General features: G+C 70.1%; 15 protein-coding genes. 9 read left to right on the top strand and 6 right to left on the bottom strand.

Annotated features, from left to right (window positions below; all coding sequences use genetic code 11):
• The first annotated feature begins 255 nt into the window (after positions 1-255).
• The 6 genes from FZ029_RS33175 (at position 256) to FZ029_RS27455 (ending at position 4,328) form a co-directional block, all read left to right on the top strand.
• On the top strand, positions 256-570 hold the full coding sequence (locus tag FZ029_RS33175; protein ID WP_188052072.1) for a hypothetical protein: 315 nt from the start codon (positions 256-258) through the stop codon (positions 568-570).
• 257 nt (positions 571-827) lie between these two features.
• On the top strand, positions 828-1,559 hold the full coding sequence (gene flgF / locus FZ029_RS27475) for a flagellar basal-body rod protein FlgF (protein WP_149200685.1): 732 nt from the start codon (positions 828-830) through the stop codon (positions 1,557-1,559).
• 23 nt (positions 1,560-1,582) lie between these two features.
• Complete coding sequence (gene flgG, locus FZ029_RS27470; protein WP_109152932.1) at positions 1,583-2,368, top strand: flagellar basal-body rod protein FlgG; 786 nt, start codon at positions 1,583-1,585, stop codon at positions 2,366-2,368.
• 5 nt (positions 2,369-2,373) lie between these two features.
• Positions 2,374-3,087, top strand: coding sequence for a flagellar basal body P-ring formation chaperone FlgA (gene flgA, locus FZ029_RS27465; RefSeq protein WP_247892530.1), 714 nt, complete (start codon positions 2,374-2,376; stop codon positions 3,085-3,087).
• Between the two features lie 22 nt (positions 3,088-3,109).
• Positions 3,110-3,841, top strand: a complete 732-nt coding sequence (gene flgH / locus FZ029_RS27460) for a flagellar basal body L-ring protein FlgH (RefSeq protein ID WP_149272837.1) — start codon at positions 3,110-3,112, stop codon at positions 3,839-3,841.
• A 28-nt stretch (positions 3,842-3,869) separates the two neighbouring features.
• Complete coding sequence (locus FZ029_RS27455) at positions 3,870-4,328, top strand: hypothetical protein (RefSeq protein ID WP_149272836.1); 459 nt, start codon at positions 3,870-3,872, stop codon at positions 4,326-4,328.
• A 200-nt stretch (positions 4,329-4,528) separates the two neighbouring features.
• Here the strand turns inward: FZ029_RS27455 and FZ029_RS27450 are convergent, their stop codons facing one another.
• The 6 genes from FZ029_RS27450 to FZ029_RS33985 are packed head-to-tail and all read right to left on the bottom strand — an operon-like array spanning position 4,529 to position 9,744.
• Complete coding sequence (locus FZ029_RS27450; RefSeq protein WP_247892529.1) at positions 4,529-5,209, bottom strand: flagellar hook assembly protein FlgD; 681 nt, start codon at positions 5,207-5,209, stop codon at positions 4,529-4,531.
• 20 nt (positions 5,210-5,229) lie between these two features.
• Positions 5,230-6,636 carry a flagellar hook-length control protein FliK gene (locus FZ029_RS27445; protein WP_149272835.1) on the bottom strand — a complete coding sequence of 469 codons (1,407 nt, stop codon included), beginning with the start codon at positions 6,634-6,636 and terminating at the stop codon, positions 5,230-5,232.
• Positions 6,637-6,641: 5 nt separating this feature from the next.
• On the bottom strand, positions 6,642-7,382 hold the full coding sequence (locus FZ029_RS27440; RefSeq protein WP_149272834.1) for a flagellar motor switch protein: 741 nt from the start codon (positions 7,380-7,382) through the stop codon (positions 6,642-6,644).
• Positions 7,379-8,026 (bottom strand): DUF6468 domain-containing protein, encoded by a 648-nt coding sequence (locus FZ029_RS27435; protein ID WP_149272833.1) that lies wholly within the window; start codon positions 8,024-8,026, stop codon positions 7,379-7,381. The genes FZ029_RS27440 and FZ029_RS27435 overlap by 4 nt, the downstream gene beginning before the upstream one ends.
• The gene (gene fliM / locus FZ029_RS27430) at positions 8,007-9,182 is read right to left on the bottom strand and encodes a flagellar motor switch protein FliM (RefSeq protein WP_149272832.1); all 1,176 of its coding nucleotides are present in this window, start codon (positions 9,180-9,182) and stop codon (positions 8,007-8,009) included. Before fliM ends, FZ029_RS27435 begins: the two co-directional genes overlap by 20 nt.
• 19 nt (positions 9,183-9,201) lie before the next feature.
• Positions 9,202-9,744 (bottom strand): flagellar basal body-associated FliL family protein, encoded by a 543-nt coding sequence (locus FZ029_RS33985; RefSeq protein ID WP_282184183.1) that lies wholly within the window; start codon positions 9,742-9,744, stop codon positions 9,202-9,204.
• A 188-nt stretch (positions 9,745-9,932) separates the two neighbouring features.
• Between FZ029_RS33985 and fliF the strand changes: the two genes are divergently transcribed.
• From fliF to fliN, 3 genes are read left to right on the top strand one after another with little or no spacing between them, the layout of a single operon-like run.
• On the top strand, positions 9,933-11,648 hold the full coding sequence (gene fliF / locus FZ029_RS27420; RefSeq protein ID WP_247892528.1) for a flagellar basal-body MS-ring/collar protein FliF: 1,716 nt from the start codon (positions 9,933-9,935) through the stop codon (positions 11,646-11,648).
• Complete coding sequence (locus FZ029_RS27415) at positions 11,648-12,322, top strand: flagellar assembly protein FliH (RefSeq protein WP_149272830.1); 675 nt, start codon at positions 11,648-11,650, stop codon at positions 12,320-12,322. Before fliF ends, FZ029_RS27415 begins: the two co-directional genes overlap by 1 nt.
• A 21-nt stretch (positions 12,323-12,343) precedes the next feature.
• Entirely contained in the window at positions 12,344-12,682 is a 339-nt protein-coding gene (fliN, locus tag FZ029_RS27410) for a flagellar motor switch protein FliN (RefSeq protein ID WP_085090935.1), read from the top strand.
• Positions 12,683-12,750: the final 68 nt, after the last annotated feature.

The following is a 12,750-nucleotide window of genomic DNA, read 5'->3' as shown; positions in this document are numbered from 1 at the left end:
CCCCCTCCCCTCCCCGGGGGAGGGGGGGGGGGGGGGGGGGTTGCGGGGGGGGGTTGGGGGGGGAAATGGGGAGTGGGGGGCGTTGTGGCCCCCCCCCCCCCCCCCCCCCCCCCCCTACCCCCCCCCCGGGGGGGGAGAGGGGACTCTGCCGGGGGCGGGAGAGTGATAGGTGCAGCATTCGCTGTACCGATGGGGTTCAGCGCTTCGACCACCTCAGCGACACCGACAGACGGCGGAACCTGCGGCACCGGATCATTGGCGATCACCGCCTCCGCCGCCCCATCCTCCGGCGCCCCCGGCTTCACCCCCGGAACCGGCGGTCCGCCGACATCGACGATCAGGTTCCGCCGCTCCATCACGCTCGCCACCCGCGCGCCGCAGGGCACCGTCGCGGTCAGGCTGCGTCCTCCATCAGCCGTCACGAAGTCCGACAGCCGGCGCGAGAAGCTGTCGCGCAGGCTGGCCAGCGGCCAGCGCAACGGATCGGGCACGCTGATGCGCAACACGCAGCCGTCGACCACTGCCACCGGCTCCATGCCCTTCGGCACCGTCAGCACCAGCCGCGAATAGTCGCCATGGTCGCCCAGCTGCGCGCGGGCGGTCGCGGCCTGCGCCGTCCCCGACAGCAGGGCGAGAACCAGCGTCGAACCAAGCGTCAGTGCGTTCTCCGGGCGCCGTTTCATCACAGTCGTCTCGCATTTTATCGAAATGATCGCAAAACCTGATGCAAGACCGGCAAGGCATCGGCCGGAACGGCTCAGGTTGAAACCCGGCTTTAAACTGCCTCGTCCAGATTAAGGCGGAGTTCAAAACCGGAGTGTTCGGCGATGGAGAACCAGCTTTACATCGGACTGTCGCGCCAGATGGCGCTGCGGCGGCAGCTGGACGTCGTGGCGAACAACGTCGCCAACATGAATACGGTCGGTTTCCGTGGCGAACGCACCCTGTTCGAAGCGGCGATGGAGGCCGGCGGGCGCAAGCCGACCGACCGCATCGCCTTCACCATCGACCGCTCCACCTACACCGACCTGCGCGCCGGCGCCTTCACCGAGACCGGCAACCCCTATGACGTGGCGCTGGACGGCGACGGCTTCCTGTCGGTGCAGACGCCGGACGGCGTGCGCTACAGCCGCGACGGCCGGCTGCGCCGCGATGCCGACGGCACGCTGGTCGGCCCCAACGGCTATCCGGTGCTGGACGACGGCCGCCGGCCGATCGCCATCCCGTCGGACAGCAGCACGATCACCATCGGGTCGGACGGTTTGCTGTCGGCCGACGGCAACGTGATCGCCCGCATCGCCGTCTTTCGCTTCGACAATCCGCAGGCGCTGAAGCAGACCGGCGACCTGCTGTTCGAACCGGCCGACGGCATGGAGGCGCGTCCCGCCCCCGACACCAGGCTGGTGGAGGGCAAGGTCGAACGCTCCAACGTGCAGGGCATCGTCGAGATCGGCCGGATGATGGACCTGACCCGCGATTATCAGGCGGTGACCAAGATGGTCGACGACGGGCAGGACCTTCTGCGCTCCGCCATCAACCGCCTCGGCAAATCCTCTTAAAGTTCCGAAGGGAGAGTCCGTCCATGCGCGTGCTCAGCATCGCGTCCACCGGCATGATGGCCCAGCAGATGAACGTCGAGGTCATCTCCAACAACATCGCCAACATCAACACCACGGCCTTCAAGCGCTCGCGCGCCGAATTCCAGGACCTGATGTATCAGGCGGAGCGCCGGCAGGGCAGCCAGTCGACCGACAGCGGCACCATCGTGCCGACCGGCGTCGAGGTGGGGCTGGGCGTGCGGCCGACCTCGGTCAACCGCATCAACACCACCGGCAACCTGACCTCCACCGGCAACGAGCTGGATCTGGCGATCGAGGGGCGCGGCTATTTCAACGTGACCCAGCCCGGCGGCGAGACGGTCTACACCCGCGCCGGCAGCTTCAAGCTGTCGCCGGAGGGCACCATCGTCACCGCCGACGGCTTCACCGTCGCCCCCGGCATCACCGTGCCGCAGGGCACGCGCGAGGTGGTCATCAACCGCTCCGGCGAGGTGCTGGCCTATGTCGACGGCAAGACCCAGCCGGTCAACCAGGGTCAGCTGGCGATGACGGTGTTCGTCAACGACAGCGGGCTGGAGGCGCTGGGCGACAACCTGTTCCGCGCCACCCCGGCGTCGGGCGAGCCGCAGGAGGGTCTGGCGGGCCAAGCCGGTTTCGGCACGATCCGCCAGAAGTATCTGGAATCCTCCAACGTCAACGTCGTGCAGGAAATCACCGAGCTGATCTCCGCCCAGCGCGCCTACGAGATGAACGCCAAGGTGATCGAGGCCGGCGACCAGATGGCCTCCACCATGACCAACATGCGGTGACGACCGTGCTGCACGCCCTCCGCCGGCCGCTATCGGCCCTGTTGCTCGGCACAATGCTGGCGCTTCCCCTCCCGGCCGCCGCCGGTTCCGGCGCCGGTCCGGTCGAGACGCGGCTGGCGGAGGAGCTTCTGGCCACCCTCGGTCCCTCGGTCCCGCCGGACGCCCAGGTGGCGCTGACGCTGGGCCGGCCCTTCGACGGGCCGGTGGATGCCGTGCGCGACATCGGTCTCGATCCCCGAACCGGCATCTTCCAGGCCCGCATCCTCAGCGGCGGCCATGTCGTGGAATTGAGCGGCCGGGCGGATGTCGAAGTGACGATGCCGGTGCCGGTCCGCCGTATCCGGCCGGGCGAGATCATCGAGGCGTCCGACCTGACCACCATCCGCCTGTCGCTCGACCGCGCCGGGGCCGGCTTCATCGCCTCGGCCGACGCGCTGATCGGCCAGTCGCCGCGCCGCCAGCTCTCCACCGGGCGGCTGGTCCAAGTGGGCTCGGTCGGCGCCCCCATCGTCGTCCAGCGCAACCGGCCGGTGACGCTTGTTTACGAGGATGGCGCCCTGCTGCTGGCGGCGCGCGGGCGTGCGTTGCAGGAGGGCGGCGTCGGCGACACCGTGCGCGTCATGAACATCGCCAGCAGCACCGTCGTCACCGGCACCGTCACCGGGGCAGAGACCGTTTCGGTGAGCGGCCCGCGCGTGCCTCAAGCTGCGCGGCCTTAATCTCAGCAAGGGAGCTTCCCAGATGCGCACCGCGCTCGTCCCCATCCTGCTGCTGTCGCTTGGCACCGGCGGCTGCGCGCGGCTTGCCGACATCGGCAGCGCTCCCGCCCTGTCTGAGATCTCCAACCCGGCGCTGCAGCCGGAAGCCCGCGTGATCTCGCTGCCGATGCCGCGCCCTTCGACGGCCGAGCAGATCCCAAGCTCGCTCTGGCGCACCGGATCGCGCGACTTCTTCCGCGATCCCCGCGCCAAGGCGGTGGGCGACCTGCTGACCGTCGTCATCGACATTTCCGACCAGGCGCAGCTGCGCAACAGCACCCAGCGCGGGCGCACCAACAACGAGAAGGCCGGGCTGCCCAACTTCTTCGGGCTGGAAAGCCGTCTTCCCGCCGTGCTGCCCGACGCGGTCGATCCGGCCAATCTGGTCGATCTCGACAGCTCCAGCACGTCGAGCGGCAACGGCACCATCCAGCGCAACGAGCGCATCGCCATGCGGGTCGCCGCCGTGGTGACCCAGGTGCTGCCAAACGGCAACTTCGTCATCGCCGGCCGGCAGGAGGTGCGGGTGAACTACGAACTGCGCGAGATGCGGATCGCCGGCGTCATCCGCCCCGAGGACATCAGCAACGCCAACACCATCGAATACGACAAGATCGCCGAGGCGCGCATCACCTATGGCGGCCGTGGCCAGATCACCGACGTGCAGCAGCCGCGCTACGGCCAGCAGGTGCTGGACGTGATTCTGCCTTTCTGATGATCCGGCCTGTTCGGGAGCCCGCGCCATGAAAGCCGTTCTGCTGTTCGCCGTGGCCGCGGCGCTCGCCTTCGCCGGCGGCTACGGCTTCGGCCGTATCGAGGCCCCGCAAGCCGCGGCCCCCGCCGCTCCCGCTGAACCGACCGCCGGCGGCCCCTATTACGTCGAGGCCGGCCAGCTGGTGGTGCCGATGCTGGAGCGCGGGCGGACCACCGCCTTCATCCTGACGCAGGTCACGCTGGAGGCGTCCAGCGCCGACGACGCGCTGCTGGTCCGCCGCCGTCTTCCGCACGCCCGCAGCGCCATGCTGGAGTCCCTGTTCGACCTCGCCGGCCATGGCCGCTTCAACGGCCCGGCGGTCGACCCGCAAGGCGTCGCCACCGCGCTCCTGGCCGGCGCCAACGGTTCCTTCGGCCGAAACAGCGCCCAACCGATCCGCGCGGTCCTGATCGACCGCCTGCTGCGCCAGGACAACACGCGGCTGTAAGACTGTCCTTTCTCACCCAGGAAGAATCCCCTCTCCCCCCCGGGGAGAGGGTTAGGGTGAGGGGGGCGCGTGGCGAGGATCTTCAAGCATCGCGCACTCCCCGATTCCCACCGAATCCACCCCGTGTATCCCCCTCACCCCGACCCTCTCCCCGGGGGGGAGAGGGAGAATCCCCGCCTCGGGAGAGGGCATTCCTCACCTCACGATGCCGACAGCACCGCGCCCGAATCCACCGTGGCGCCGTTCTTCAGAACGAACTTGCTGGCGCCGTCGACGCTGCGCACCTCGGCCACCGTGTCGGTGACGACGGTGGCGGTGTTCAGCGCCTTGCCGTCCTTGTCCTTCGCCGTCACCCGCAGCGTATAGACGCCGTCCGGCGCGGTGCCGCCGCTCGCCGTCCTGCCGGTCCAGTCGAAGACCTGCCGGCCGGTCTTCAGCGAACCGGGGCTGCTGTAGACGACGCCGCCGGCGCCGTTCAGCACCTCCAACTTCACACTGGCCGGCGTTCCTTCGACCGTGTAGGCGGCCTGCGCCTTGCCGTCGGCCAGCGACAGCTGATCGGACGCCACCTCCACCTTGCGGCCGAGCAGGGCCATGTCCATGCGCATGCCGCTGCTCTTCAGCGTGTCCAGCACCTTGCCCAGCGTGTCGTTGGAGCGCATCGACTGCTCCACCGTCGACAGCTGCGCCAGCTGGGTCATGAACTGGGTGGCGTCCATCGGCGCCAGCGGGTCCTGGTTGCGCAGCTGCGCGGTCAGCAGCTTCAGGAAGGATTCGTAATCGACCGTGGCCTTCTTCTGCTCGTCGGCGGCTGCCGCGTTGGTTTTCGCGGCGGTCATCAGGCCGGTGCTGGGCGTGGTGGTACCGGACATATTTGTCATGGCGGGAAAGTCTTTCCTGTTCAGACGGTGACGTCGACCAACCCGTCGATCGGGCGCAGCGGTCGGTCGGCAACGGCTTCGGCGGCGGGTTCGGGAACGGCCTGCACGCTCCAACCGCGGGAGCCGCCGCCTTGGTCGGGAGCGGCGAAGCCGCGCGACTGCCCGTCGCCCTGCAGCGAGAACTGGAGGTTGGAGCTGTCGAGCGACATCCCGGCATCGCCGAGCGCGCGTTCCAGCTGCGTCAGGTCGCGCCGCAGCAGGGCCAGCGTGTCGGCCTGTTCGGCCTGGATGGTCAGCGAGACCTTGCCGTCGCTGACGTCGGCGACGACGCGGATGCGGCCAAGCTCCGCCGGGGCGAGGTCGATGTGGAACTCGCCGCCGCCGCTCTCCGCCACGCGGACCAGCGGGGCCGCCAGCTGCGCCATCGCCGGGCTGTGCGCGGTGGCGGCCCGGCCGGAGGCTGCGGCGGCGGCATAGTGGGTGGCCGCCTGGGCCGGCAGCGTCGGCACCGCCTCGAACCCGGTGGCCGCCGCATCGCCGCTGCCCGCGGTGGGGGGAGCGGGGACGGGCGGGGCGGGGTCCCGGCCGGCAGGGGCGGGAGCGGCGTTGGGGGCCGGCTGTCCGGGCTGTGTGGATTGCGGGGTGGCGGATGCACCGGCGGTCTGTTCGGCCTTTCCGGTGGCGCTGCCCTGACGGCCGACGCCATGGGCACCGCGGATGGCGGTGCGGGGATCGCTGCTTTCGTCGCGCCGGATCTGGCGCCCGTCTGGGGAGAGGGGCGCTTCGGCGGTCGCGTCCGGCGCGGCGGCGGCGGCCGTAGCCGTGGCCGTAGCCGTGGCCGGCAAGCCGGCCTGCACGATCCGGCTGGGATCCGGCGTCTCGGCAACCCGGTCGGCGTTGCCCTGTGCCGCGGCGTCGGCGCTTGCAGGTGCCGCCGTTTCGGCCTGTCCGGCCGGCGCATTGGGTGCGGCGGTGGCAGGCGTCGGCTGCGGCGCGGTTGCCGGTGCGGTCGCGGAGGTCTTCCCGGCAAGGTGCTTGCCGTCGCCGGCCGGCCCTGCCGCCTGCGGAGCGGCGGAACCCGGCGTCGTCGCATTGCCGATGGTCGCCGTCGGCACAGCCGTTGCCGGTGCGGTCGTGGCTGCGGCCATCATCCAGGGCATCAGCGGGGCGTCGGCGCCGCTCGCCTGCACCACCGCCTGGGTGATCGCGCCCTGCGCGGCGACGGGGTCGTCCGCTCTCGGCTCCTTGCGCTTGCGCAGCCGTTCGGGGCGGGCCGCATCGTCGGGTTCCTCCTCCGCGGCCTCGTCAACCAGACTGGCGAAGTCCCCGTCGCGCGCATCGTCGCCGGACGAGCCGCCGCGTTGGGCCGAGGCGGAGTTTGCGGCCGGCCGGGGCGGAGCCGAGACGGCATCGGGCATGCTGGTCATGGCGCTCAATTCGTCAGGGTGGGGCGCGGAACGGCCGTCACCGGCACCGAAGCTCCGACGACGGTGGGCGCGGCCTTGCGGTCGCCGGGCAGGGCGCGGCGCTGCAGGATCAGCCGCGTCACCTCGCGCGCCTTGGCATCGGCCATCTCGGCCAGGATCGGGGCGGCGCGCCGCTCGGCGATGCGGTCCAGCACGTCCACCACGATGTCGGTTTCCATGTCCGTCAGGATGCGGGCGGCATCGCGCGGCTTCATCGCCTCATAGATCGCCACCATCCGCTTCAGATCCTCCTGCGCCAGGTTGGACCGCTGGGTCATCAGCGCCTCGACCTCGCGCTTCACGCCGTTCAGCCGCTGGATCTGCGTGCCGACCCGCGCCTCCGTCGCCGCGAGCACCGCCTCGGCCTCGCGCAGGCGGTTCTGGCGGCCGGCGCTGTCGGCCTTCTGCTCGTCGATGGCCGCGCGCAGCAGCGGATCGGTGCAGTTGGGCGGCGCCAGCGCCACCGGTGGCGGGATCTCCGCAACCGGCGTGGAAACCGGCGGGGGAGCCTGTGCCGGTGTGGGTGCGGCATCGGCCGCCTTCGGATCGGTCGCCTTCAGGTCGGTGGCCCAGGGCCGTTCATGGGCGCCGAATTCGCGGTCGAACTGCTGGGCGATCACCGGGAAGCCGTCGACCAGCGCGCCGAGCTTCAGCGGCAGCACCATCAGCACGGCGACCAGGGTGATGGGCAGGATGCGCGGGATCATGCCGACGCCTCCGACCCGACGGTGCGCAGCCGTGCGTAGAAGGCGCTGGCCGCCGCCTTCGCCGGGCCGGCGGGAGCGGGAACCGCCGCTTCGGCAGGCTGTCCCGCCACCGCACGCAGAGCGGTTTCGAGCGCCCGGAACTCGCCATGATCGACCTCGGCCGCTTTCAGTGCGGTCACCAGGGTGGAGGTTGCCGCGGCCTCTGCGGTCACCTCGGCCGGCTTCGCCGCGCTTTCGACGGTATCCGCCACTTCCGGCCGCGCCCGGTTGCGGGTGGAGCGCGCTGTGCTTGCCATGGCGCCTTCATCCAGGCGACGCAGCAGGGCGCGGGCATGCTGGACCGACTCCTCCATGCGGGCGGTGGTGCGCTCGCAGGATCCCAGGATCAGCGCCATGTCCTCCTTCATGCCCTTGGCGCGGTCCAGATCGTCGGACAGCCGCGCGGCGATCTCGGTCGCCGACGCCACCATGCGCTTCATCGAGGCGTCGGTGTCGTCGATCGACTTGGAGAAGGTCGACACCAGGGCGTTGATCTCGGACTGGCCGGTGCGCAGCAGCTTCAGCCGCTTGTTGACGATGACCAGATAGGCGGTCGCCGTGACCAGCATCACCGCCAGGGCCGCGTCAATGAGAAAGGAGACCATCGATCAGCTCCTGCTTGGTGTCGAGATCGGTGTCGATCTTCACCGCGATGTTGTCGTTGCGCTGTCCCATGTGGCCGGCGAACAGCGGGATGGTCTTGCTGAAGACCAGGACGGTGGAATCGGGATTGATGCGCAGCTTCAGAGACTGGCCTTTCTGCCAGGCCAGGACCTCGCCCAGCGGCACCTTGGTCTCCGCCAGCACGGCGACCAGTTCCAGCTTGGAGCGCATCAGCTCGTTCTTCAGGTGGCTTTCCCACACCGTGTCATGGCCGAACTTCTCGCCCATGAACATCTGCACCAGCTTGCCGCGGATCGGCTCCAGCGTGGCATAGGGGATGACGATGTCGATGTGGCCGGTGCGGCGCTCCACCTCCACGGCGATGCGCACGCGGATGATGGCGTTGGTGGCGCGCGTGATGGTGGCGAACTGCGGGTTCACCTCCAGCCGGTCGAAGACGAAGTCGACCTGCGCCAGCGGATCGAAGGACTGCCCGAGATCCTGCAGCACCACCTTCATCATCCGCTCGGTCATCTTGCGTTCGATGGAGGTGTAGGCGCGCCCGTCGATCCGCCCCGGCCTGGACCGCCGCCCGCCCAGCAGCACATCCATCATGCAGTAGATCAGCGCGCTGTCGATGGTCACCAACATCTGGTTGTCCCACGGCTCGGCGCGGGCGACGCCGATCAGGGCCGGCAGCTCGATGGCGTCCTGGAAGTCGGTGTAGCGCAGCCATTCGATCTTCGACAGCGACGCCTCGACGTTGGTGGAGGCGAACTGGCGCAACGAGGTGTTCAGCATCCGCACCATGCGGTCGAACACCACGTCCAGCATCGGCAGCCGGTCCTTGTTGACCGTGGTCGAGCTGACCAGCCGCTGGATCGCGCTCATCTCCGGCCCGCCGCCTTCCGGCGCGCCGAAATTCAGCAGCCGGTCGATCTCCTCCTGACTCAGCGTCTTGGTCTCGCCGCCCAGCGCCTGCTGCATCGCCTCGGCCATCGCCGCTGCTTCCGCGGCAGGGGGCGGAGCGGGCGCGGCGGTCTGCTGTGCCGCGGCCAGTTCCCACGCGGCATCGGACCAGTCCGCATCCTCGTCGGCGACGGGGACGGAGGTGGGCATGGACGGGGTGGCCATGGACGGGGCGGGGGTGTCGGTCATCCGGTGCCTCTGGAGGTCGCTATTGCGTGAGCAGGCTGCGCAGCAGCACGTCGGTGACGACGTCGCGCCGGCCGGCGGGGTCGGACAGGATCAGGTTGAAGCGGCGCCTGATCTCGCTGCGCAGGCGGTGCAGCCCGGCCGATCCCTCAAGATCGTCCTGGTCCAGGTTGCGTAGGAATTCCTGCAGACTGTCGGTCAGCTGCGGCATCGCCCGTTCCAGCGTCTGGCGGTCGCGGGGAGCGACGGTCAGCGACAGGCCGATCTTCAGGAAGCGGGACGGCGTGTCGCGGCGCAGGTTGACGACCAGTTCCGGCATGTCGACCACGGCGTCGGCCGGCGCGGTTTCCGCCGAAGGCACCCAAAGCCGCTCGACGGCTTCAGTACCCGCCGCCAGCCAATAGCCGCCAAGCCCGGCCGCCGCCACCGCGCCCAGCGCCACCAATCCTGCCAGCAGCCGGGCGACCGGCAGGGCGATCACCAGGATCCGCCCCGACCCGCGCAGCCTGTTCAGGACTTCGTCCCGTGCCGCCGCCGTACCTGCGATGCCAAGTCGTGTAATCATCGCTCCATCCCGCCGGACATTGCCGAAAATTTTAGTCAATCGGGAAACCAGTAAAGTTTTAGAAGCTTTGTCTTCAGCACCGCTCCCGTTTTTTACTCCGCTTAAAAGTCGCGCCGTTAGCGTGACGGGGTGTGCAGGGCGAAGACTAGGCCCGCCGATTTTCAGAAACTTTAAAGGTGCGGGGAACCGTGGACAGTCTGATCGACACCTTGCGGTCGTTGGGGCGCGGTCGGCTGCTCGTCCTGGCGGGCACCGGGCTCGGCATCGTCCTGGCCGTCGCCGGCATGGCCCTGCTGCTGTCACAGCCGCACATGACCGCGCTCTACAGCGGCCTTGAACCGGCGGAGGCCGGCCGCATCGCCAAGGCGGTGCAGGAGATGGGCGTGCCGGTGAATGCCGGCTTCGACGGCACGACGATCAGCGTGCCGCAGGCCGACGTCTCCCGCGTCCGCATGGCGCTGGCGGAGAAGGGGCTGCCATCCCACGGCGGCGTCGGCTACGAACTGTTCGACACCGACAAGCCGCTGGGCATCACCAGCTTCATGCAGCGCATCAACCGCCTGCGCGCCATGGAGGGCGAACTCGGCCGCACCATCGAGACTCTGTCCGGCGTCGAGGCGGCCCGCGTCCACATCGTCCTGCCGGAGCGCGAGGAGTTCTCGCGCAATGCGCCGAAGCCGACCGCGTCGGTGGTGGTGCGCATGCGCGGCCGGGGATCGATGGACCGCCGCCAAGCCCTGTCGATCCGCCACCTCGTCTCCGCCGCCGTGCCGAACCTGAAGCCCAGCGCCGTGACGGTGATGGATTCCTCCGGCGAGCTTCTGCTGACCGAGGATGACGGGCCGGGGCTGGCCTCGGCGCGCACCGACGGGCTGCGCGTCGCGGCGGAAACCCGCGTCGCCCGCGCGGTGGAACAGATGCTGACCGCCCGTCTCGGCGCCGGCAACGTCCGCGTCCAGGTCGCCGCCGAGGTGGAGACCAAGCGCGAGGTGGTGCGCAGCCAGACCTTCGACCCCAACAGCCAGGTCGTCCGCTCCACCCAGACGGTGCAGGAGCAGGACCGCAGCCAGGACAGCAACGGCGAACCGCCGGTCACTGCCGAACAGAACCTGCCGCAGCGCGACGTCCGCGCCCAGCCGCAGGGGCCGCAATCCTCCAACGACAGCAAGCGGCAGGAGGAGACGGTCAACTACGAGATCTCCAACGTCAGCCGTGAAACGGTGATCGAGCCGGGCGATGTCCGCCGCCTCAGCGTCGCCGTGCTGGTCAACGGCACCTGGAAGACCGCCGCCGACGGCACCCGCCAGTACGAGCCGCGCTCGGCGGAGGAGCTGCAGCGCCTGGGCGAGCTGGTCCGCTCCGCCATGGGCTTCAGCGAGGCGCGCGGCGACCGGGTGACGGTGGACAATCTGGAATTCGTCGATCTGGCCCCCGACCTCGCCCCCCGCCCGCTGGGCGACGAGATCGCCGAGACATTGACCCGCAACGTCATGACGCTGATCCAGTGGGTGATCCTGCTGGTGCTGTCCGCCCTGGTGATCCTGGTCGGCCTGCGTCCGCTGATCCGCCGCGTCTTCCCGGCGCCCGAACCGGTGGCGGCGGAAGCCCCGGCGCTGGCCGCCCCGGCCGGCGGCGCCATGCCGCAATTGACCGGCCCGGCCACGGCGGCCGCCGCCGCCGGTGCGGCGTTGCCTGACGGCGCGGAAGCCGACGCTGCCTTGGCCGCCGCCCCGATTGCGCCGCAGCTGGGCATCGAAGAGACGATGGACCAGCTGATCGAGCTGCGCACCGTCGAGGGCCGCGTCCGCGCCTCCTCCATCCGCCGGCTGGGCGAACTGGTCGACCAGTATCCGGACGAGGCCATCGATATCCTGCGGTCCTGGCTCTATGAGGAGGTGGCGTGATGGCCGCCTACCCGCGCTATCGCTTCGACCACAGCTTCGGCGCCCCCGTCGCGGCGGCGGAGCCGGAAGCGGTGGAGATCGCCGACCCGCTCGACCTGCCGACCTTGTCGGAACGCGAGCACCGCGCCGCCCTGGACCGCACCCGCGAGACCGCACTTGCCGAGGGCCTGGCCCAGGGCCGCCGCGACGGCGAACTCTCCGCCGCCCGCCGCATCGAGGCGGAGCTGTCCGCCACCCTCGACCAACTCGCGCAGCGGATGGCGGCGCTCGACGCCGGCCATGCCGCCCTGATGGAGCGGCTGGAGGCCCAGGGTGCCTTCCTGCTGCTGGCGCTGGTCCGCCGCATGGCGCCGCGCCTGCTCGATCAGGTCGCCCGTGCCGAGGTCGAGCGTCTCGCCGCCGATGCCTTGCGCGCCGCCGGACAGGCCCCCGTGCTGACCCTGCGCCTGCACCCCTCGCTCTGCCTCCCGCTGGAAGAGCGGCTGGCCGGGCAGGCCGTCTTCCAGGGCCGTCTCGACATCCAGGGTGACCCGGATCTGCCCGTCGGTGCCCTGGAGGCCAACTGGGGCGCCGGCTCCGTCCGCCGCGACCCCGCCGCCATCCAGGCCGCCATCGCCGACCTCACCGACCGCGCCGTCGCCGCCCTGACACCGGCGCTGTCCCCCGACCTTTAACGATCCGAAGCGAGACTCCGCATGCCTCCCCTGAACCTCGACATGCTCGACGACGATCCCAAGCAGGCTGAGAAGGCTGCCGACAAGCTGGGCGACAAGCCTTACGACGGCCCGATGAACGCCATTTACAACGTGCCGGTGGACGTGCAGGTCGTCCTTGGCCGCACCAGCATGCTGGTGGCGCAACTGCTGAAGCTCGGCCGCGGCGCCGTGCTGGAGCTGGAGCGCAAGGTGGACGAACCGGTCGAGGTGCTTGTCAACCACCGCCTGGTCGCGCGCGGTGAGGTGGTGATCGTCGAGGACCAGCGGCTGGGCGTGACCCTGACCGAGATCGTGCGCACGGAGCTGGAGATCGACTGAGGGACGTGGTTGCCGCCGGTGCCCCCTCCCTAACCCTCCCCCGCTTCGCGGGAGAGGGGACTGCCGCC

It is taken from the genome of Azospirillum sp. Sh1, assembly GCF_008365135.1.
Classification (GTDB): Bacteria; Pseudomonadota; Alphaproteobacteria; order Azospirillales; family Azospirillaceae; genus Azospirillum; species Azospirillum oryzae.
This window is presented reverse-complemented; position numbering and strand designations above follow the sequence as displayed.

What these genes read in the sequence shown, in the direction of transcription:
- flgF (WP_149200685.1), top strand. Translation starts at nt 828, where the DNA reads ATGGAGAACCAGCTTTACATCGGACTGTCGCGCCAGATGGCGCTGCGG.
- flgG (WP_109152932.1), top strand. Translation starts at nt 1,583, where the DNA reads ATGCGCGTGCTCAGCATCGCGTCCACCGGCATGATGGCCCAGCAGATG.
- flgH (WP_149272837.1), top strand. Translation starts at nt 3,110, where the DNA reads ATGCGCACCGCGCTCGTCCCCATCCTGCTGCTGTCGCTTGGCACCGGC.
- FZ029_RS27455 (WP_149272836.1), top strand. Translation starts at nt 3,870, where the DNA reads ATGAAAGCCGTTCTGCTGTTCGCCGTGGCCGCGGCGCTCGCCTTCGCC.
- FZ029_RS27450 (WP_247892529.1), bottom strand. Translation starts at nt 5,209, where the DNA reads ATGACAAATATGTCCGGTACCACCACGCCCAGCACCGGCCTGATGACC.
- FZ029_RS27445 (WP_149272835.1), bottom strand. Translation starts at nt 6,636, where the DNA reads ATGACCAGCATGCCCGATGCCGTCTCGGCTCCGCCCCGGCCGGCCGCA.
- FZ029_RS27440 (WP_149272834.1), bottom strand. Translation starts at nt 7,382, where the DNA reads ATGATCCCGCGCATCCTGCCCATCACCCTGGTCGCCGTGCTGATGGTG.
- FZ029_RS27435 (WP_149272833.1), bottom strand. Translation starts at nt 8,026, where the DNA reads ATGGTCTCCTTTCTCATTGACGCGGCCCTGGCGGTGATGCTGGTCACG.
- fliM (WP_149272832.1), bottom strand. Translation starts at nt 9,182, where the DNA reads ATGACCGACACCCCCGCCCCGTCCATGGCCACCCCGTCCATGCCCACC.
- FZ029_RS33985 (WP_282184183.1), bottom strand. Translation starts at nt 9,744, where the DNA reads ATGATTACACGACTTGGCATCGCAGGTACGGCGGCGGCACGGGACGAA.
- FZ029_RS27415 (WP_149272830.1), top strand. Translation starts at nt 11,648, where the DNA reads ATGGCCGCCTACCCGCGCTATCGCTTCGACCACAGCTTCGGCGCCCCC.
- fliN (WP_085090935.1), top strand. Translation starts at nt 12,344, where the DNA reads ATGCCTCCCCTGAACCTCGACATGCTCGACGACGATCCCAAGCAGGCT.